This window comes from Acinetobacter sp. CIP 51.11 (genome assembly GCF_000369665.1).
GTDB classification, from domain to species: domain Bacteria; phylum Pseudomonadota; class Gammaproteobacteria; order Pseudomonadales; family Moraxellaceae; genus Acinetobacter; species Acinetobacter lwoffii_S.
On record NZ_KB850129.1, the window covers coordinates 1,219,126 to 1,239,095 of the forward strand.

Annotated in this window: 19 protein-coding genes; 9 read left to right on the plus strand and 10 right to left on the minus strand. The window is 44.4% G+C overall.

The window, feature by feature from the left end; all coding sequences use genetic code 11:
• Positions 1 to 84: 84 nt before the first annotated feature.
• Both F894_RS09510 and F894_RS09515 read left to right on the plus strand, forming a co-directional pair.
• Positions 85 to 1,245, plus strand: a complete 1,161-nt coding sequence (locus tag F894_RS09510) for an iron-containing alcohol dehydrogenase (RefSeq protein ID WP_005247282.1) — start codon at positions 85 to 87, stop codon at positions 1,243 to 1,245.
• 44 nt (positions 1,246 to 1,289) lie between these two features.
• Complete coding sequence (locus F894_RS09515) at positions 1,290 to 1,724, plus strand: acyl-CoA thioesterase (RefSeq protein ID WP_081401206.1); 435 nt, start codon at positions 1,290 to 1,292, stop codon at positions 1,722 to 1,724.
• An 8-nt stretch (positions 1,725 to 1,732) separates the two neighbouring features.
• On the opposite strand, the gene dnaX is transcribed toward F894_RS09515, so the two are convergent.
• The 5 genes from dnaX to F894_RS09540 all read right to left on the minus strand — a co-directional run bounded on the left by dnaX (position 1,733) and on the right by F894_RS09540 (position 8,249).
• Positions 1,733 to 3,865 (minus strand): DNA polymerase III subunit gamma/tau, encoded by a 2,133-nt coding sequence (gene dnaX / locus F894_RS09520; protein ID WP_005247285.1) that lies wholly within the window; start codon positions 3,863 to 3,865, stop codon positions 1,733 to 1,735.
• Between the two features lie 133 nt (positions 3,866 to 3,998).
• Positions 3,999 to 4,442, minus strand: coding sequence for a copper resistance protein NlpE N-terminal domain-containing protein (locus F894_RS09525; protein ID WP_005247286.1), 444 nt, complete (start codon positions 4,440 to 4,442; stop codon positions 3,999 to 4,001).
• A gap of 78 nt (positions 4,443 to 4,520) precedes the next feature.
• Positions 4,521 to 5,786, minus strand: coding sequence for a serine hydrolase domain-containing protein (locus F894_RS09530; protein ID WP_005247287.1), 1,266 nt, complete (start codon positions 5,784 to 5,786; stop codon positions 4,521 to 4,523).
• A gap of 59 nt (positions 5,787 to 5,845) precedes the next feature.
• Positions 5,846 to 6,700, minus strand: a complete 855-nt coding sequence (locus F894_RS09535) for a MaoC family dehydratase (protein ID WP_005247288.1) — start codon at positions 6,698 to 6,700, stop codon at positions 5,846 to 5,848.
• A gap of 157 nt (positions 6,701 to 6,857) precedes the next feature.
• Entirely contained in the window at positions 6,858 to 8,249 is a 1,392-nt protein-coding gene (locus F894_RS09540; protein WP_005247289.1) for a 3-oxoacyl-ACP reductase, read from the minus strand.
• A 240-nt stretch (positions 8,250 to 8,489) separates the two neighbouring features.
• On the opposite strand from F894_RS09540, the gene F894_RS09545 reads away from it, so the two are divergent.
• On the plus strand, positions 8,490 to 10,007 hold the full coding sequence (locus tag F894_RS09545; RefSeq protein ID WP_005247290.1) for an acetyl-CoA C-acetyltransferase: 1,518 nt from the start codon (positions 8,490 to 8,492) through the stop codon (positions 10,005 to 10,007).
• Positions 10,008 to 10,061: 54 nt separating this feature from the next.
• On the opposite strand, the gene F894_RS09550 is transcribed toward F894_RS09545, so the two are convergent.
• Together F894_RS09550 and aceI are read right to left on the minus strand one after the other, a co-directional pair.
• A complete protein-coding gene (locus tag F894_RS09550; RefSeq protein WP_005247291.1) occupies positions 10,062 to 12,245 on the minus strand; it encodes a lactonase family protein in 2,184 nt (727 codons plus the stop codon).
• A 175-nt stretch (positions 12,246 to 12,420) separates the two neighbouring features.
• On the minus strand, positions 12,421 to 12,858 hold the full coding sequence (gene aceI, locus F894_RS09555; protein ID WP_005247293.1) for a chlorhexidine efflux PACE transporter AceI: 438 nt from the start codon (positions 12,856 to 12,858) through the stop codon (positions 12,421 to 12,423).
• Positions 12,859 to 12,956: 98 nt separating this feature from the next.
• Between aceI and F894_RS09560 the strand changes: the two genes are divergently transcribed.
• From F894_RS09560 to F894_RS09575, 4 genes are all read left to right on the plus strand, one after another.
• Entirely contained in the window at positions 12,957 to 13,847 is an 891-nt protein-coding gene (locus F894_RS09560) for an HTH-type transcriptional regulator AceR (protein ID WP_034438471.1), read from the plus strand.
• An 89-nt stretch (positions 13,848 to 13,936) separates the two neighbouring features.
• Positions 13,937 to 14,914 (plus strand): transaldolase, encoded by a 978-nt coding sequence (gene tal, locus F894_RS09565; protein ID WP_005247295.1) that lies wholly within the window; start codon positions 13,937 to 13,939, stop codon positions 14,912 to 14,914.
• Positions 14,915 to 14,989: 75 nt separating this feature from the next.
• Positions 14,990 to 15,649, plus strand: a complete 660-nt coding sequence (gene leuE / locus F894_RS09570; protein WP_004278829.1) for a leucine efflux protein LeuE — start codon at positions 14,990 to 14,992, stop codon at positions 15,647 to 15,649.
• 109 nt (positions 15,650 to 15,758) lie between these two features.
• Positions 15,759 to 16,934 carry a benzoate/H(+) symporter BenE family transporter gene (locus F894_RS09575; protein ID WP_005247296.1) on the plus strand — a complete coding sequence of 392 codons (1,176 nt, stop codon included), beginning with the start codon at positions 15,759 to 15,761 and terminating at the stop codon, positions 16,932 to 16,934.
• 39 nt (positions 16,935 to 16,973) lie between these two features.
• Here F894_RS09575 and F894_RS09580 read toward each other — a convergent pair whose 3' ends face one another.
• Together F894_RS09580 and F894_RS09585 are read right to left on the minus strand one after the other, a co-directional pair.
• Complete coding sequence (locus F894_RS09580) at positions 16,974 to 17,318, minus strand: SMR family transporter (RefSeq protein ID WP_004645439.1); 345 nt, start codon at positions 17,316 to 17,318, stop codon at positions 16,974 to 16,976.
• Positions 17,319 to 17,408: 90 nt separating this feature from the next.
• Positions 17,409 to 18,395: an alpha/beta hydrolase gene (locus F894_RS09585; protein ID WP_005247297.1), complete on the minus strand. Its 987-nt coding sequence runs from the start codon at positions 18,393 to 18,395 to the stop codon at positions 17,409 to 17,411.
• Positions 18,396 to 18,661: 266 nt separating this feature from the next.
• Here F894_RS09585 and F894_RS09590 point away from each other — a divergent pair, with 266 nt between their 5' ends.
• The gene (locus F894_RS09590) at positions 18,662 to 19,105 is read left to right on the plus strand and encodes a universal stress protein (protein ID WP_005247298.1); all 444 of its coding nucleotides are present in this window, start codon (positions 18,662 to 18,664) and stop codon (positions 19,103 to 19,105) included.
• Between the two features lie 136 nt (positions 19,106 to 19,241).
• Entirely contained in the window at positions 19,242 to 19,688 is a 447-nt protein-coding gene (locus tag F894_RS09595; RefSeq protein WP_005247299.1) for a universal stress protein, read from the plus strand.
• Positions 19,689 to 19,721: 33 nt separating this feature from the next.
• On the opposite strand, the gene F894_RS09600 is transcribed toward F894_RS09595, so the two are convergent.
• Positions 19,722 to 19,931: a hypothetical protein gene (locus F894_RS09600; protein ID WP_004278836.1), complete on the minus strand. Its 210-nt coding sequence runs from the start codon at positions 19,929 to 19,931 to the stop codon at positions 19,722 to 19,724.
• Positions 19,932 to 19,970: the final 39 nt, after the last annotated feature.

A 19,970-nucleotide genomic window follows, 5' to 3' on the forward strand; every position in this document is an offset into this window, starting at 1 on the left:
ATGTTAAGTTATTTATATACTGATTCCTATCTTACAACCATAGAATAATCTCGTATTTGCAATAAAAAAATCAAGGATATCGCCATGAATCGTTTTCAGTTTCAAACCGTCCCCAATATCATTGCCGGACTAGGCACGATTCAGGAATTATTTAAAATTCTAAAAAATGGCCGTTATCAACGTCTTCTGCTAGTGACTGACCCGGGGATGCTGAAGCAGCAATTACATCTGCCGCTTCTTGATATTATTGAATCTGCCGGGCTGGAGTACGTGATTTACTCGGATGTTCAGGCCGATCCGCCCGATACAGTGGTGCTTGAAGCGGCGGCTTTTGCAAAACAGGAAAATATTGATGTGGTGCTGGGCTTTGGTGGTGGCAGCTCGATGGATGTGGCCAAACTCATTGCAATTTTGGCGCATCCCGAGCAGCATCAGACATTGTCTGATCTGTATGGCGTTGATAATGCCACCGGACCGCGTTTAGCCTTAATTCTGGTACCAACTACGGCTGGAACAGGTTCAGAAGTGACGCCGATTTCGATTGTCACCACAGGTGAAACCACTAAAACCGGTATTGTGGCACCGATCCTTTTTGCTGATATTGCCATTCTGGATGCAACCTTTACCCAAAATCTTCCGGCACAGATCACTGCCGCCACCGGCATTGATGCCATGGTGCATGCCATTGAAGCTTATACCTCAAAACACAAGAAAAACCCTTATTCGGATATGCTGGCCAAACAGGCTTTAAGATTACTGAGTGCCAATCTGCAGCGCGTGCTGCAAGACGGCAATGATTTAGATGCGCGTCAAAATATGCTGATTGGTTCCATGCTGGCTGGACAAGCCTTTGCCAATGCACCGGTCGCTGCTGTACATGCGCTGGCTTATCCGCTTGGTGGACATTTTCACCTGTCACACGGGCATAGCAATGCACTGGTTCTAACTGAAGTATTAAAGTTTAATGCGCCAGTGGCTAAACAGCTCTATGCGGAATTAATGACCTGGCTGGATCCCCGCAGTAAAGGTTGTCATGATGGCCTGACCGATCTATTTATTGATCATTTTAATAATCATCTGATGCAAAGCGGTTTGACTCTAAAACTAAATCAGTTGAATGTTCCAGAACATATGCTGCAGGTCATGGCAAAAGATGCGATGCAACAAAGCCGGCTGTTGCAGAATAATCCCCGTGAACTCAAGCTGGAGGATGCTTATCAGATTTATCAGGCGATCTATGCCTAGATCAATTTCCACCTAAGCCTTATCTAGCCGAGGACTGAATAGTGATAAAAGCCACCATCAAACAGCGCGAACACTATACATTTTTCCTGCCCATTCAAACCCGATGGGCAGACAATGATCTGTACGGCCATGTCAACAATGTGACTTATTACAGTTATTTTGATACCGCAGCCAATGCCCTGCTGATTCAGGAGGCTGATTTTGATCCTAAATATTCCCCGATGATTGGGCTGGTGGTCAGCTCCAACTGTCAATTTAATCAGGAACTGTCTTATCCGGAAATTATTGAAGTAGGCGTGGCCATTGAAAGTATGGGAAATTCATCGCTCAGCTATGATCTGGCTATTTTTAAACGCAACTCGGATACAGCCGCTGCGCAAGGTAATTTCGTCCATGTATTTGTTGATCGTGAAACACGAAAAAGCACCCCAATTCCAGTCGAAATGCGGGATGCTTTATCGCGATTTGTTGTGACTTAAAATCCAGCCTATTTCAGCTGAATATTTTGCAGTTCACCATCAAATTGCTGTAGCAGATCGCGTACAGCCGGTTCAGCATGTAACAATTCTTCGGCACGTTTAAAGGCACGTGCCTTACGCTGATGCTGCATGGTATATGGCGTTAACTGATCCACATTTTCAAATTTCACCTGGAAATTGGTTTGCGGCCATTGCTGTTGCAAAGCAGCTTCCAGATGATGTTGCAACTGGGTCAGCAACTGCTGGTACTGTTCAGGAATATGGAAAACGGATTCGCCATTCATCTGGCCAGTCATGATGCCATACTGTGCCAGTTCCTGTACTGCCGGAGAAAGCTGGCTGTTACGGAACCAGTATTCCCATTTTTCTACGCTCCACTCACCTTCTAAGGCTTGCTCAGGAATTTTTAAAATATCCTGTGGCATCAGATTCTGCGTATTTACATCTTGGAAAATCCCTTCCGGCAAAGCTGTCTGTGCAACTGGCTGAACCGACGCTGTATTTTCAAGAGCAGGCTGATCGGTTGTTTCCTGTGAAAGCTCTATTTCCGGTGCAGCAAGACTAAATTCCTCATCAGCAGACATGGTCTCTTGTACTGGCTCAGCAGGAATGACGGCATCTGCAGGAATAAACTCTTCAAGCAGGAAATCATCCGAACTGTTGCTAGTAGCCGGTGCTTCTGGCGTACTCTCGATTTCATCAAAACCAAATAGGCCTTTGTCGTCATTTGGATCAAACACAATCTGATTTTTAGACTGGACTTCCTCAACAGCTGTCTGAGCAATTACCGCCTGAACAGGCTCAGGTGCATGGATGCTGGTTGGCTCATCTTCATCCAAAAAATCATCCGAAGAGGGTTCAGACGCTGATGCGGCATCAATCTCCTCATCCGTCTCATCGTCCAGAGAAAAATCATCAAATACCGGTTCTGCTTCAAATGCTTGTGTTTCTACTGATTCAGATTGCAATTGTGTCTGAACGGGCTGCTGTAGGCGTGTGGTATGGGGCGCTGCGTGTTGCGGTGCAGTCTCCTGCATCACCGGAATTTCGCTGGGCTGTAAGGGACGGAATGCCAGTAAGCGTAGCACCGTCATCTCAAAGCCTTGCTCTTGGGTGACGACGAGTTGCAAGTCAGCACGTCCTTTACAGGCGATTTGATAATAAAGTTGTAGATTCTGAGCAGAAATCAGGCCGGATAACTGCATGATCTTTTGATTGATCTCAGCACTATATTTCAGGCTTAAATCCGGCAGATATTGCAATAAGGCCAATTCATGCAGTGTCGAAATCAACTGATCTAAAACCAGCGAAACATCCAGAGCCTGCTGACGGAACTGCAGCAATAACTGACTGACCTGTGCTTTCTGGTTCTGGTGAATCGCCAGAATCAGGTCATAAATAATAGTGCGGTCAATCAGCCCCAGCATGTCTTTGACGTCCTGATGCTGAATCGCACCCTGACCATAGGCAATCGCCTGATCAGTCAGAGACAAGGCATCACGTAATGAACCTTGTGCAGATTCGGCAATCTGCCAGATGGCATCCTGATCAGACTGAATGCTTTCTTTGCTAAGAATATGGCCTAGATGTTCAGTAATTTCATCGACTGCCAATGGACGCAAAGTAAATTGCAGACAGCGAGAAATTACGGTAATGGGTAGTTTTTGCGGATCGGTGGTTGCAAACAAGAATTTGACATGTTCTGGCGGTTCTTCCAGCGTCTTTAACAGCGCATTGAAAGAATGCGTGGAGAGCATGTGCACTTCATCGATCAGGTAGACTTTAAAGCGACCTTGAGTCGGTGCATAAGGCACATTGTCGAGCAACTCACGTGTATCTTCCACCTTGGTGCGTGACGCCGCATCAATTTCAATCAGGTCAATAAAACGACCTTCATTGACTGCGGTACAGGTTGCACACACTTCACATGGGGTCGAAGTAATACCGGTTTCGCAGTTCAAGCACTTCGCCAAAATACGTGCAATCGTGGTTTTTCCGACACCACGCGTTCCTGTAAACAAATAGGCATGATGCAAACGGCCACGTTCGAGCGCGCTGGTTAAAGCACGTGATACATGGTTTTGCCCCACCAATTCATTGAAATTACGAGGACGGTATTTTCGCGCAAGTACTTGATACATGTATGCTCCTTTTTACAGGTCTAAGCATACTGTTTTTTTATGAAATAGTGAAATGAATGTCGGTTTATAAAAAATAAAAATCCCTTGATCAAAATCATTGAAAAAGGGATATAAAACAAATACTTTTTTAAAATTAGACCGATTCAAACAGGATAAAGTCACTTTGCATCTGGTAGCGTTTGCCTGTTTGATCTTCACGAATTTCCAGAACATGCTTTTTCAGATCGACATAGAGTAGATTCCGGGTATCGACATTCAGCAATTCAATCTTTTGTTGTGATTCATCCTGAAACCGAATATTCCCGCTCATCGTTTCAATTTCATTATGACCACTTAAACTTTCACGCTGTAAAGTAAAGGTCTGATCTTCATTCAAAGTCAAGGCCACTGCCATGCCTGGACAGTCTTCACAACTTGAAAAGCATCCCATACATGGCGTTGTACCTTGATAATTCCCGACCCAGGCAGGAATCTGAGCTTTGGCTTCCATCACCGTTTTTGCAGCCGGCTGATTCGGCTCCTGACATCCGAACAACGCACTGCTTGCGACCAGTGGAATCACCAGCACTTTTTTCATTACTTCACACCATAGCCATGGACTGCGCGACAAAATAACATATTTGTCTGATGGGCTAAACTCCCAAATCAGGGATAACTAGCGCCAGCCTTTGCGGCCGGTCAGTACCGCATCCGCACAGCGCAATGTTTCCTGCGTCAGGCCCCAAAGACGATAATCTCCGGTTAATGAACCTGTCGGGAAATTATGGGTATAGGCAAAACTTAAATTCCGCTCAGGATCGCACCAGGCACCAGAGCCATTAAACCCCATATGACCAAAACCTTTAGAGGCTTTTCCTAAAGTGAGAACACGGTGATAACCCAAACGCCAGTGCATCGGTAAAGGCATGACCCGATCTCGTGTTTTGTATTGCATCTGACTAAGTCGCTGGAACACCTCAGGCGAAATCAGTTGCTGACCTTGCCATTCACCATGATTCGCCAGCATGGTATAGATTTTTGCCAGACTCTCTGCAGTAAAGACACCATTGGCGGAGGGAATAATCGCTTGTAGCCCCTGTTCACTAAAGAAACTAAATTTCTTCATGCCTTTGGGAATCATGGCATCCTGAAAATCCTGAGGATCCTGCCCGCTAAAGACCAAGGCTCGCTCCATCAGGTTCGGCTTTCTTGGTGTAGTTTTTTTCGCAGTCTGTGTTTGAGACTTGGCTGCTTTAGGCTTTAAAATGGGCAGCGCTACCCGAGCTAACTCATTCGTCGGTACGCTAAAATAAGCACCATTTAACTGTAGTGGCTGTACCAGATATTCCTGCATCAGCTCACCCAGTTTTTTACCAGTCGCTTTTTCTAATGCTCCACCCACCTGCCAGCCAAAAGTCAGCGGTTGATAGGCTGCATCTGTTGCAACTCGAAAACGTGGTTCCGCTGCTGCAATCCGGTCCAGCATATGCGACCAGTCGGCCATTTCAGTGGCATCATCAATCATATTACGGATATCAAACAGGCCACTTTGATGACTCAGCATATACGCCAGAGTAATATTTTCTTTACCCTTTTGTGCAAATTCAGGCCAGTATTCTGCAACCGGTCGATCATAATCCAGATAACCTTGACTCACCAGAATGTGCGCCAAAGTCGCCAGCACACCTTTGCCTGTGGAATAACACAGCGACATGGTATCCGGTTGCCAGTTTTCAGTGACAGACTTTTTACCGGTATAAATATCGACGACCTTTTGTCCCTCAAAATATACCACCAGTGCGGCACCACCCTGTTCGGTACGTGCATCCTGCAAACGGCTAAACTGACGGGCAAGGTCACTGAAACGCTCATCGACATTGCCCTGATAATTATGCTGATCAGCAAACAGATAATCTTTAATTGGCTGCATCATTCTATCCATAGAATATTGATCCCTTAAAATGAAAAAGCCTAAATCGGGTTTAGGCTTTTGATCCAGATTTAAATCGCTTTGATATGACCGGTGACATGCGGTTTTTGACTCTTACTGTTTCGAATCAGGAAATCTGTCTCATTCGCTGCCTGCGCGGTCAGGAACTCAACTTTAGATGGCAAGTACATCGGCAACTTGAACCAGACATCAACTTCATAAGCATCTGGCAATGACAGATTCGCCAGTGCTTTGGCTTTGCTCCACATACCATGTGCAATTGCCTGTTTAAAGCCAAAGGCTTTCGCTGTAACTGCATGAATATGAATCAGGTTAAAGTCACCTGAGGTCATGGCATAATGGCGACCCGTATTCTCCGAGATGCTCCATTCATTATTCAGTTTGTATTCTGGCGCTTGGCTTTCTGCAAGTTTAGCAGCCGCTTTAGCATTGGTCTTTTGACGTGACAGATAAGTGGTTAATGCTTCAACTACGACCTCACCTGCCACTTTGACTGTAGTAATGAAATCAAACTGAACGCCTTTATCATGTGGCTGTAATTCACCAAATTTGCATGATAGGGTCAAGGTTTCATTGACGCCGATTTTACGGTATTGCTTCACTTGGTTACGGATATGTACCAAGCCCAAGATCGGAAATGGAAATGCTTCTGAAGTCATCATGTGCATTTGCAGGCTTTGTGAAAGAACCGTCAGATAAATCGCTGGTATATAACCATTATTTTTAAAGCCGCAGACTTCATTATAAGCTTTCAAATGTTTTTGATCGACCTTGAATGAATCCACCACATATTCAACTTGCGGTAGAACTTTTTCAGCTTTCGGCTTTTTAAAAATCAAGCCTTGAATCACTTTTGGATAGGCTAAATAAGGTTTTGGAAGTTGACTAAAATGGCGCGTATTCATACTGAACCTTTAAAATATTCTTTTCATTTATATATGAGTGGAGTTCTCTCTCCCTTTGGGAGAGAGTTAGAGAGAGGGCTAAAAAAAGGCCCCTAGTCTCCCTCTCCTAAATCCTCTCCCTGAGCTTTAATTAAACTGCAAGAAAGGACTTGATGCTTTAAGCCCCTAACAGACTTTGACCACATACACGTACCACGTTGCCATTTAAACCTGTTGATGCAGTAGCAGCAAACATTGCAATCGTTTCTGCAACATCGACAGGTAGACCGCCTTGACTCATCGAATTCATACGGCGGCCCGCTTCACGGATCGCAAATGGAATCGCAGCCGTCATTTGTGTTTCGATAAAGCCCGGTGCAACGGCATTAATGGTTATACCATTTTTTAAAGTTGGTGCTGTGAATTTCACCACACCAATCACACCCGCTTTAGACGCTGCATAGTTGGTTTGACCCAGGTTACCTGCAATGCCTGAAATTGAGGATACACAGATAATACGACCATTGGCATTTAGACCATCGTTGGAGATTAAATAGTCATTTACACGTTCAATCGCCGACAGGTTGATGTTAATCACCAGATCCCACAGTTCAGGCTTCATATTGGCCAAGGTCTTGTCACGGGTAATTCCGGCATTGTGCACAATGATGTCTAAGCCGCCATGCTCTGCTGCCGCTGCCTTGATCTTCTCACCTGCATCTGCAGCTGTAATATCAATAGCCAAGGTAGAACCGCCGATCTCACTAGCTACACGATCAAGGTCAGCCTGCTGTTGTGGAACATCCAGACAGATGACATGTGCACCATCACGGGCCAATACATGGGCAATCGCTTCACCAATACCACGGCTTGCGCCTGTCACAACCGCAGTTTTACCCGCTAATGGCTTGGTCCAGTCTACGTCTACTTTTTCAGCAGGTGAAACACGAATCACCTGACCAGAAACATAGGCAGAACGTGGAGAAACTGCAAAACGTAAAGCAGACTCAAGGTTTGTTTCTGCACCAGCATCTACATAGATCAGGTTCGCTGCAATTCCCTTTTTAAACTCTTTACCAACAGATTTTACAAAACCTTCCAGTGCACGTTGAGCGATTGACTGACTGACTGATTTAGCAGTTTCAGGCGTAGTCCCTACAATCACGACACGGCCAGAACTTTGGATTTGACGCGCAATCGGGTTAAAGAAATCATAAAGTGATTTTAACTGTTCTGAATTTTCGATTCCTGAAGCATCAAAAATAACGACCTTGAATTTTGATTCTTTATCGCCCGGGTTAAATGCACCCAGATTCAGCCCAGATGCTGCAGCCGCCTGTTGCAACTCAGCATTATTACCTGCATAGCTGTTGGCATGAATATTTGCCAGAACCTGAGCAATAGCACCCGTCAATGGACTTGCTGGTGCTGCGCCCAATAATACTGCGCCTTTTACCACCGGCGTAGCAGACTCAAAACGGTCTAAAGAAGTTGGGGATGGCAAACCCAAATTTTTAATGACAAATTTACCAATAGGAGATTTTGCAAAAGTTTGGTACTGATCAGTCATGTTTATTATCTCTCATACAAATTAATTTTTGGTTGATCTAAAGTTACCCTTAAACTTCAATATGATGCCAGACATATATATTTCAATAGATCTACCAGTTTCCGCCCAATCATACTTGAGATAACAGGCAGATGACTTGACCTAAGCGCAGTCTGTAATGTCATTGTAGTCAATACAGCCTATCCTCTTCTATGCTAATGTAAGCGCCAAGAAGACGATCTATTTGCCTGGTAAAGCCTTATGAGCAAAACAACTCAAGAAAATCCAGCAGTCGAGAACTCTGCGACAGAAACTGTGTCAAAACCATCAACGCGCACCAAGCGTAGCACTAAAAATACTGACACAGCCACTGGGACAGAAAAAAGTCCGACTAAAACCACGCGTACACGGAGCACACCTGCCCGTGCCAAAAATACGACTTCATCTGAAAAAGATTCAACCTCTACAACACAGACTTCTGTTCTACAGGAACCAAACATGAGCCAAAATACAGTTCGCCGCGTTGCGATTATCGGTGGTAACCGCATTCCATTTGCACGTTCTAATGGTGCTTACTTTACGGCATCCAATACTGACATGTTTACAGCAACCCTGAACGGCCTGGTTGAACGCTTTAATCTGCAAGGTCAACGCTTGGGTGAAGTGGTTGCGGGTGCAGTACTCAAACACAGCCGTGACTTTAATATGACCCGTGAATGCGTATTGAACACTGCCCTTGCACCTGAAACGCCTGCTTATGACATCCAGCAGGCATGTGGTACTGGTCTGCAAGCGGCATTTCTTGTTGCCAACAAGATTGCTTTAGGTCAAATCGAAGTGGGCATTGCAGGTGGTGTAGATACGACTTCTGATGCGCCAATTGCTTTTGGTGATGGTTTACGTAAAGCACTGCTTGAGCTAAACATTGCGAAAACTGCAAAAGACCGTCTGAAAGCACTGACCAAAATCAATGTGAAAGACCTTATGGATGCACCAAAAAATGGTGAGCCGCGTACAGGTCTGTCTATGGGTGATCATCAGGCGATTACTACACTGGAATGGGGAATTTCCCGTGAAGCACAGGATGAACTTGCTGCATCTTCACACCAGAAAATGGCTGCAGCGTATGAAGAAGGTTTCTTTGATGACCTGATCACACCATTCTTGGGTCTTAAGCGTGACAATAACCTGCGTGCGGACTCAAGTGTTGAAAAACTGGCGAAATTAAAGCCGGCCTTTGGTAAGGGCGATGCCCGTACCATGACTGCGGGTAACTCTACGCCGCTAACAGATGGTGCTTCTTGCGTGCTCTTGGCTTCTGAAGAATGGGCGAAGGCAAATGGTCATGAAGTATTGGCTTACCTGACTTTCCAGGAAACTGCCGCAGTTGATTTTGTCGAGAAAAAAGAAGGCCTGTTGATGGCGCCTGCTTATGCCGTGCCGCGTATGCTGGAACGTGCAGGTCTGAAACTGCAAGACTTCGACTATTATGAAATTCATGAAGCTTTTGCATCTCAAGTATTGTCTACGCTGAAAGCTTGGGAAGATCCGAAATTCTGTAAAGAGCGTTTAGGTCTGGATGCACCATTAGGTTCAATTGATCGTGCAAAATTGAACGTAAAAGGCTCTTCACTTGCTGCCGGTCACCCGTTTGCAGCAACTGGCGGTCGTATCATTGCGACAGCAGCAAAACTGATTAACCAGAAAGGTTCAGGTCGCGTACTGGTATCGATCTGTGCAGCCGGTGGTCAAGGTGTAACGGCGATTATTGAAAAATAATCTGTTGACCGATCCAATTAAAAAGCCCCTCAAATGAGAGGCTTTTTTTATGTTTTAGGGATTTGGCATCGGGTTATTTTTAAAATATTCATCCACTTTGTTCCACGGTGCAGTCGATGCCACACCTTTCACCATATTCTGGTTCACACCCTGACAAAGCGCGCTGTCGGGTGTTAGGTGGAAAGCATTCACATTTGGGTCCATATAAGGAATTGAGCCTGGACGGCGCTGGAAATAGAAGTTTAACCAATCGACCATAGCTTCAAAGCCATAATTCGACATGGCCCAGGCACTATTATGCCCGCCCCAATGATGACCAAATTCATGTGCAATAATTCGATAACCAGATAATCTGTAATGGCCATAGAATAACCAAGTATCTACTCCTAATACTGCTCCACCACCTAAACCACCACCCATATTGGTAATCCCAAGATTAATTTCATTGCGGTTAAGAATTTCCCGATAGATCCGGACATAATCTTCTGGCTGAAAGAAACCATTCGGCCCTTCTACCTGACCATCATTGCCAAAAAAATCGTGTCCCATGACCGCTTTATGGTTAAACCATAAGGTTTCAAATTCTGGAGTACTGAGCATATAGGCCAGATTGGTCATCATCATGACCCATTCCCGGGCATAGACCGGCGTAATACGACACCATTTATTCGGTTCATCATAGGTACCAAAATAAATTTTCCATTTGGCTTTAATCTGGTTCAGCTTTTTGACGTGCTCATCGGTCTCAGAGTTAATTTTCAGATCAAAAATATTGCTTGGATTTTGCGTGGTCTGACTCAGACCTGCTAGCTGGATCGAGCCTGTGCCATCGAGCAACGGGAAACGGGATTGATCGGTCAGTTTGAGATCAAAGCTGGCATTCGAAAATGGCGTCAACTGATCCAGCTTTGCCAGAATCACCCAGTCTTCTAAGTTTTTAATCTTGGCACGAATCTGCAAATCACGTACAGGCACAGCACTGTAGCTTTGCAAATGCAGGCGATTGCCATTTAGGGTTGCCGATAAAATATGGTCCATATAGACATGACGCTGGCTGCTATTGGTCAAGGTTTCCCATGATTCACCATCCTGCAAGACACGGCTTCTCTCGCGTGCTTTAGATTCGGTTAAAATCATAGCTTGGTTTAGCTGGGTGGATTTATTCTGTTGCAGGGTCAGCATTGGCAGAATATAAATTTTCTGATTGGCCATGTGCAGCAAATTCTGACCATAAATATAAAGATCACTGGCCTTGGCCAGTTGGCTGCTCTGGTTTTGCCCTTTTAAAATATAATCTCGGAAGGTATCCACACTTTTATTGGGTAAGATAGACTCCAAGTTAAAAGATTTTTCCCGGTAGCTTTCTACAGTGCCATCATTCCGTGACACATAAACCAAGCCATCATTATGGCGATGCATGACTGCCGACAAATTGGTTTCTGTTAAAATGGGCGCAATATTATTTTCATTTTCCTGAATCTGATTGATATCGTGGACATAGGTCATACCATCCGGCAGGCTGGTATACAGATAATCACCTATGACTTCCATGCGTGCATTACAGTTGCGCGCACAGCCCGGCAAGCTGAGCCGTGCAAATTTCCGCGCTTTTAAATGGTTTTGCGCCGTTACATCACTTTGACGCCACACATTAATGCGGCCTTCAATATCAGGCACATACACATAACGGTCGTCAGCAGTCACCGCATTGCTATGTACCAGCGCGTAATTAAGCGCATCGCCCCACCACACACCTGTACCGAGTGCCATAATGAAGCTCGGCTGTTCACCACTAATATCTAGAATATCAATTCGGTTCGAGCCATAATTGGCCACATATAAACGCCCTGCATGAATTTCCAGATCATTCAGGCTGTCCCATTTTTTGGCCAGACCCGAAATTTTCATAGGATCAATCGCACTGAGTGCACGTTTTTGTTTTAAGTCATAACGTAAAATATTCGATTCGGCCTGACTATTGGCAATATAAAGCACATCGCCATTCACCACCATGGCGGTGGGATTCCAGGTTTTCAGACCAAAATTCCCTGCTGTTAATTCTGAACCCACATCCAGAACCTTAAATTCCGCAATTTTGCTCAGTTGCTCTCCCGTACTGGGTGATGTCATTGAATCTGGCCCTGTTGGCTGTGAGGTACTGCTATCGCTTCCTCCGCCCCCACAACCAGACATCAGCAACACGATGGACACTGACAAGATCGCTCGTCTAAATAGCATTGAATTCCCCAATAAATTTAAAAATTAAAATAAAAAATCAAAGTCTTATAGCTTAATTTCTAGTTGGGTTCGAGCATAAAAAATGAGGACTTGATCAAGTCCTCATCGCTGAATATTTCACCTTTCGCATTCTGAAAAGGGAGTCTGAACTGTGTGGTATTTTTTATGGCATATTTTATGATGAGATTTTCCGATAATCCGGCTGTAGCCCCAGTCTGGCTTCTAGATGATCATAAATCCACTGAAAAATGAAGGTATACACCAAGATACAAAGGGTCAAAGCCAAATCCAGCAGAAAGGCCTGAGCCAGACTCATGTGTAAGGCATAAGCCACCATCGGAATGGTCGCCAGCATCAAACCACCTTCAAAGCCAATTGCATGGGCAATCCGCACTTTAATGGTTCTTTTCAAACGATGTTTTGCTTCAAATTTTTCAAAATAATGATTAAACAGCATGTTCCAGAGTACTGAAGTCACAGCCATGGCAATTCCTAGCATACCTGTGACCTCAAGCGGCATATGCATCAAAGTACTTAGCAGGACAGCGATCACGACCAGTAAAATGCCTTCATATAAAGCGGCATGAATCAACCTTCTTTTGGAAATTAACATATCAAATCAGCTCAATTCATTACATGATGCAAGAATTTTATTTCTTTAAATCTGACTATTCGAGTTAGAATCTATCAATAAAAATGAAAGATAAAATTATGAATGTTAATCAAGAACAGCTACTGATGTTTAAAACTGTGATGGAAACCGGTTCTTTCTCTGCAGCTGCCCGTCAACTAGGTAAAGTACCTTCCGCAGTCAGCATGGCCATTGCCAATCTGGAAATTGACCTGCATCTAGAACTGTTTCAGCGTATAGGTCGTGAACCAAAACCGACCGCACAGGCGCAGTTATTGTATGAAAAAACCCAGCAACTTCTGGTCGAAATGAATCAGTGGAAACAGCATGCTCAAGCCCTAAGTTCAGGCCTGGAATCTGAACTGAATATTGTGGTGGTTTCAGAATTACTGCATACGCGTTGGACCGATTATATCGTGTTACTGGAACAGGAATTTCCTGCACTGCAAGTCAATGTATTTAGTGCACCTCAGGAAGATGCACATCGTATGCTGTTCGAAGGTTCAGCGCAGCTGGCCCTGATGTTTGAACGCGAACAACTGGAAACACGGGAACAGTTTGTGGAATTGAAACGTGAGGTACTGGTCGCTGTAATCGCCAAACAGCATCCCCTAAGTCAATTCGATCAAGTCAGTTATGAACAGATTTTGCAAAACAGGCAGATTGTGGTGGCCAGTCGGGATCGCACCATCAAGCCGGAACTACTCTTTTCACGAAATTACTGGCGCACCGACAACCATCACTCGGCTTGCAGCATGATTCAGCAAGGACTGGGCTGGGGGGTTCTGCCACTCGAAATGCTGAATGAGCAGCCACATTTGCAAGATCAGTTACAGGTTCTCAACCTGCTCGATTTCACCCCAAAGTTTGAATATTTTGTTGATCTGGTCTGGAGCAGAGAAACCCGATTAGGCACAGCTGCTCATTTTTTGATTAATCACTTGCGCAAACAACGTAAAACCGGGCATTAATCACAGAAATTCAACGACAGTCTACTTGGTAAACCGGCCATTTATGATATATAAGAAAGCATAAGCAATAACCATAGAACTAGATCGTAATGACATTAACTGCATTAAACCAATTAAAAAACTTGACGACCATTGTGGCAGACAGCAGTGATTTGAGTGCCATTGAAAAATTTCGTCCGCTTGATGCAACCACCAATCCATCGCTGATTACTGCAGCAGCGAAACAACCTGAAAATCAGGCCTTGATTGAAGCTGCTTTTCAGCAAGCCCAGCAAGAAGGCTATACAGATGACGCCCTGATTGAACGTACCATTGATATTTTGACGGTCAAATTCGGTGTAGAAATCTTAAAACTCATTGAAGGCCGTGTTTCAACAGAAGTCGATGCTTCGCTGTCCTTTAATACTGAAGCTACCATTGCCAAAGCCAAAGAGTTACTGGCACTTTATGCGCAATATGGAATTGACTCAGACCGCATTCTGATCAAGATCGCGTCTACCTGGGAAGGCATTCAGGCAGCGAAAGCACTGGAAGAACAAGGCATTCATACCAATCTGACTTTATTGTTTGGTCAGCATCAGGCCCATGCCTGTGCTGATGCCAAAGTAACATTAATCTCGCCTTTTGTCGGCCGTATTCTGGACTGGTACAAAAAAGCTGAAGGCGTTGAGTCTTACCCGATTGAAAAAGATCCGGGTGTACTTTCGGTTAAGCGTATTTATGAATTTTATAAAGCGCATGGTATTCAGACTGAAATCATGGGTGCCAGCTTCCGCAGTATTGATCAGGTTCTAGGCTTGAGCGGCTGTGACCTGCTCACGGTAGCACCAAACCTGCTGGCCGAACTGGAAAATGATCAGCGTGAAGTGCAGGCCCAACTCTCAGCCAAAGATATTAAAGTTCAAGGTGAACTCAGCCCAATCAGCCCTGCCGATTTTGATGCACAATTGAAACAGGATCCGATGGCCAGTGAATTATTGCAAGGCGGCATTGACGGTTTCATTAAAGCCCGTGAGCAACTGGCTGCTTTATTACGTGAAACTTTCCTGAGTACCACTGAGATTTAAAGAAAATTTAGCAAATTTCTCCAAGCCGATGTTGCTATAATGCCGCATCGGCTTTTTTGTTCATGCGAGTTTTTCGTGTTTGGTATCACAGATCTAACGACCTTTATCATTGGAACCACGTTGATTGTGCTACTGCCCGGGCCGAATTCCCTGTATGTCATGTCGATTGCTTCGCGCTTTGGGATTAAGACGGGATATATGGGTGCCTTGGGGGTTTATACCGGTGATCTGATCCTGATTATATGTACAGCATTGGGAGCAGCTTCTTTACTGCATGCCTTTCCGGTACTGTTTATTGCACTGAAAGTTATTGGAGCGATCTATCTCAGTTACTTGGGTATCAAGCTAATCATTGCGGCCTACCAGACTTTCTTTCCGGAAAAGTCATCACAACGCGTCCAGATTAAAAAGACGACTCCAGATACGGTAGAATCTGTTCAGCCCTTTCGTACAGCGCTCACAATCAGTATTTTAAATCCTAAAGCGATTCTGTTTTATCTGTCTTTTTTTGTGCAGTTTGTCGATCCTGCCTATCCTTATCCAGCCCTGACATTCACGCTTCTGGCTGTAATCTTGCAATTGATCAGTATGACCTATCTTTCAATCCTGATTTTTTCTGGTGTAAAACTGGCGTCCTATTTCAACCAAAATTATAAAGTGACTGCCAGCTGTGTCGCAGCGGTCGGGATCCTGTTTTGCGGTTTTGGCCTTAAACTGGCGACTTCAACCTTCTAGTAATGACCGGCTTCAAACCAGTAGACCTTTGGATAAAATTGTTAAAAACATTGTGTTGATACGTGAAAAGCGTATGATTTAAACGCATTTAAAAATAGTGTCATGGATGATGCCAAAACTTTTACAAGATCTCTCCTTTCCTGCCGTCATGGCCGGTTTTATTACCTGCATGATTGGTATTAGTGTTTCCGCCGTACTGGTTATTGAAGCTGCGCAAAGTCTGGGTGCCAATCAGGCACAGATCAGCTCCTGGTTATGGGCACTCGGCATCGGCATCGGGGTTTCCGGATTTTTGCTTTCCTGGAAATATCGCTATCCGATTTCAACCGCGTGGTCGACTGCCGGTCTGGCGCTGGTCATTGCTTCTGCCGGTCATTACAGTCTGGGTGAAGCAATTGGCGCTTTTCTGATTTCTGGAGTTCTTATTGCCTGTCTGGGATTTTTTGGAATTTTTGAGCGAATTTTCCAGTTTATTCCACAAAGTTTGACCAGTGCCATGCTGGCAGGTGTTTTATTAAAATTTGGCATCTCGGTGTTTGGCAGTCTGCAACAGTCCTGGGAATTTGTGCTTTGTGTACTGGCGATTTATCTAGTTTCCAAAAAACTGAGTACGCGCTATAACATCGTGATTACCGTGTTAATGGCTATTGCCCTCTGTCCGTTCTTTATTAATTTTACTATTCCGCAACTGAACTGGAGTATTGCTAAGCCGGTATGGATTACACCTGAATTTAGCCTGCAAGCTGTTTTAGGACTGGCCTTACCTTTAATGGTGATTAATCTGGCATCGCAATACCTGCCTGGCTTGGCCGTCATCAAAAGTTATGGTTATCCGCCGAAAGTAAATTCTATTCTGGGCTGGACTGGTATTACACAGACGATGTTGGCGCCATTTGGCTGTTTTAGTGTCAATCTTGCCGCAATCAGTGCGGCGGTCAGTCTGGATGCTCAAGCGCATCCTGATCCGGCCAAACGTTATATTGCCGGTATGAGCTGCGGCCTATTTTATATCCTGATGGGTTTTTTTGCTGCGACCTTGACCAGTCTATTGATGGCTTTTCCGGGGATTCTGATTACAGTATTGGCAGGCATTGCCCTGTTTGGCACCATTGGCCACAATATCGCGCTGGCTTTTCAGGACAGTCATGACCGTGAAGCAGCACTGATGACATTCCTGTTTAGCGCATCTAATATCCAGTTTTTTGGAATCGGTTCAGCTTTCTGGGGACTGCTACTTGGTTTAATGGTTTATTTGCTGTTTAAGCTTAAACCGCAAGTGGTATAAACTTATTTTAGAAACAGGGCAGCTACTTTGTCTGCCTTTTTAATGTCCTGCAGTTTGAGAAAACAAGTTAATCACCACCACACCGGAAATGATCAGTGCAATCCCGATAAAAGCGGGCAAATCCAGCGCCTGCTTAAAGATTACATAGCCCACGATTGCCGTAAGAACGATGCCTACTCCCGCCCAGATCGCATAGGCAATGCCTAAAGGAATGACTTTAATGACCTGAGACAGCAAATAAAACGCAATACAGAATAAAATGACTACAGCTAGAGATGGCCATAATCGGGTAAAGCCTTCTGACTTCACCAGAAATGTTGATCCAGTCACTTCGGCAATAATAGCCAATGCCAACAACAAATATGCCCATGAGACAGGATTCATTTTTTAAACTCCAAACAATTTTTCAATGATTGCTGTCGGGACGATCTGACATGATCAATCTTGAAAGATTTATTTTTCACAATTTTCTCTTCAAGGTGAAAGCTGATGTAAAAAATCCAGGGTTTTGACAAAGGTTTGCTGACTTTCCTTTTTGCCCATAAAAAACTGATATTCATGAATGAGCCAGGCTTTAGACTCTGGATAAAATATTTCAGTCACAGGAACCTGCTGTTCCTTCAAAGCTTTTACAAATGGTAGTGACTGAGTATCGGTCAGAAAATCCTTATTCCCACCACTGATCAGGACAGGTGGATAAGACGGCGTAATATACTGAATCGGAGAGATCTGCTTTAAAAACTCGGCATCATGTTTACGCTCGCCGGTATAAGCCTGAATCAGGTTAAAGACACCCCATTCGATAATTTTCATTTCTTCAGGTGCTGTGCTGGCAAATGCTTCCAAGTCATAAATTCCACAATGCAAGATTAAACCTTTAAGCTGCGTAGGTTGCAGATGAGGCTGAATACCGGATTGGTCGGCAAATACAGGATTGGTCAAAAGCGCGGCGTAATGGCTGGCCATATTCGCCCCGGCAGAATCTCCGGCCAGATATAAGTTCTGGGCATCGATTTGGTAGGTGTCTGCATAGGTATCGAGAAATTCAAGTGCCTGATTGATCTGGTGTAACTGGCTTGGATAGGTCACTTGTGGCGCAAACTGATATTGCACGGATACCACGTTATAGCCCTGTGCCGCCAGCAGCTTGAAATAACCCCGTGCATGTTCTTTAGAACCTGAAATCCAGCCGCCGCCATGAATCCAGACAATGGTCGGTCGTGGGCCAATACTGGCAATATTCTGCGGCTGATACAGATCCAGAGATAATTTCTGTTGCGGCGCATAGGCAATATTCTGCTGCACGATAACCGCACTAGGTGCATAACGATCCATCACTTTTTGCTGCAAGCCTGTGGTCAGGTTAAAAGCACCGGCAATGACTTTACTGTTCTGTGCGGTCTGACAGCCGGAAAGAATAACTGAACTTATGAGCAAAAGATGAATGGCAAAAAACCTCAAAACTGTCCCCTATACATGATCTAAAAACAGGCTACGACAGTTTAAACTATCCTGCTGCAAACAAGGACTATTCATCCTCTTATTTTTGATCACTAAAACTGCAATTCCGAGTTTTTTACTCTGTTTTTTTCATCACTTTTACATGAAAAATATTTGTAATTTAATGAGTTTTTTCAATTTTACCGCTTTTTTGCAATTGCACCCGCCACAGCACTGTGCTATCAATAAACCAAGCCTAAAAATCAGACAACCTGCGGAGAAAAGCCATGGCCTATCAACATATTTTAGTCCCAGTGGACGGTTCAGAAATTTCCTTTTCTGCAGTACGACATGCTGCCAAAATTGCCAAGGCATTTGGTAGTCAGCTTTCCCTGATCAGCCTGATCGCAGAAGATCCTTTTACCGAGGCTGATTTCTATTACAGCTCCTCTATCATGAAGGAATATTTTATCGAGGCACATGCCAATGCCAAAAAGGCCTTGAAAGAAGCCACTGCCATCGCAGCCGGTGAAGGTATTGAAGCGCAATCCCGCATTGTCACAGGTTTAGTCAATGCAGAACATATTGCTGAAACCGCGGATGAGGTGAAAGCCGACCTGATCGTCATGGGTTCTCATGGCCGTAAAGGCTTCCAGAAAATGATTCTGGGCAGCTTTGCACAAGATGTATTGGGTGCGAGTGAAATTCCCGTACTGATCGTGAAAAAATAATCCTGATGCTGCGCATCTTCAAGATGCGCAGTACTTGCTACTTTTACATTTGGAAGTCTAACAAAACATGCTGTGGAGATTTACTCGCTTAAACCACACTCCCCCTTTACTGCAATAATAAATATGAGGAAGCACCATGAATAACTATGATCATCTTCTCGTAGCACTCGATGAGTCCTCGATTTCCTATGCTGCCGCAGATCATGCCCTGGAACTGGCCAAAGTATTTCATAGCCATGTCACTTTACTCAGTGTGATTGCGGTGGATCCCTTTAAGGGCGTAGATTTTTACAAAGTTGCTCCAGCAGTCACAGATTACTTTATGCATGCAGAACAAAATGCACTTGATCGTTTAAATGAACTGAAACTGAACTTTGTTCGTGATGGCATCCAGGTGACGACAAAAATCCTGCATGGCATAGCACCGTCAGAAGGCATTATGCAGGCTGCAAATGAATCCCCGACCGATATGATCATTATGGGTTCACATGGTCGTAAAGGTCTGCAAAAACTTATGCTGGGCAGTGTCGCTCAAAATGTTCTGGCACTTTCCTCTATTCCAGTACTCATCGTCAGACAATAAGATGCTTGATCAAAGCCTGTATGATGCAGGCTTTTAGCGAAGTTTTTGATTTAACTCACTTAAGAAAATTTCAGCATCAAGCTGGCTTTGAAATACTTTTTTGTATTCTCCGACCTGCTGAATGGAATGCGGCGTATATTGAATGGAGATTTCAAGTAAGCCATTTTCAGGATTCTTGCTGACATGTACGGCAATAATATGCTGGCTATTTAAATAAAAACCATCTTCAATTTTCACTAACATATCTTGGACAACCTCTAGTAAGCGAATCTGTAGATCCCT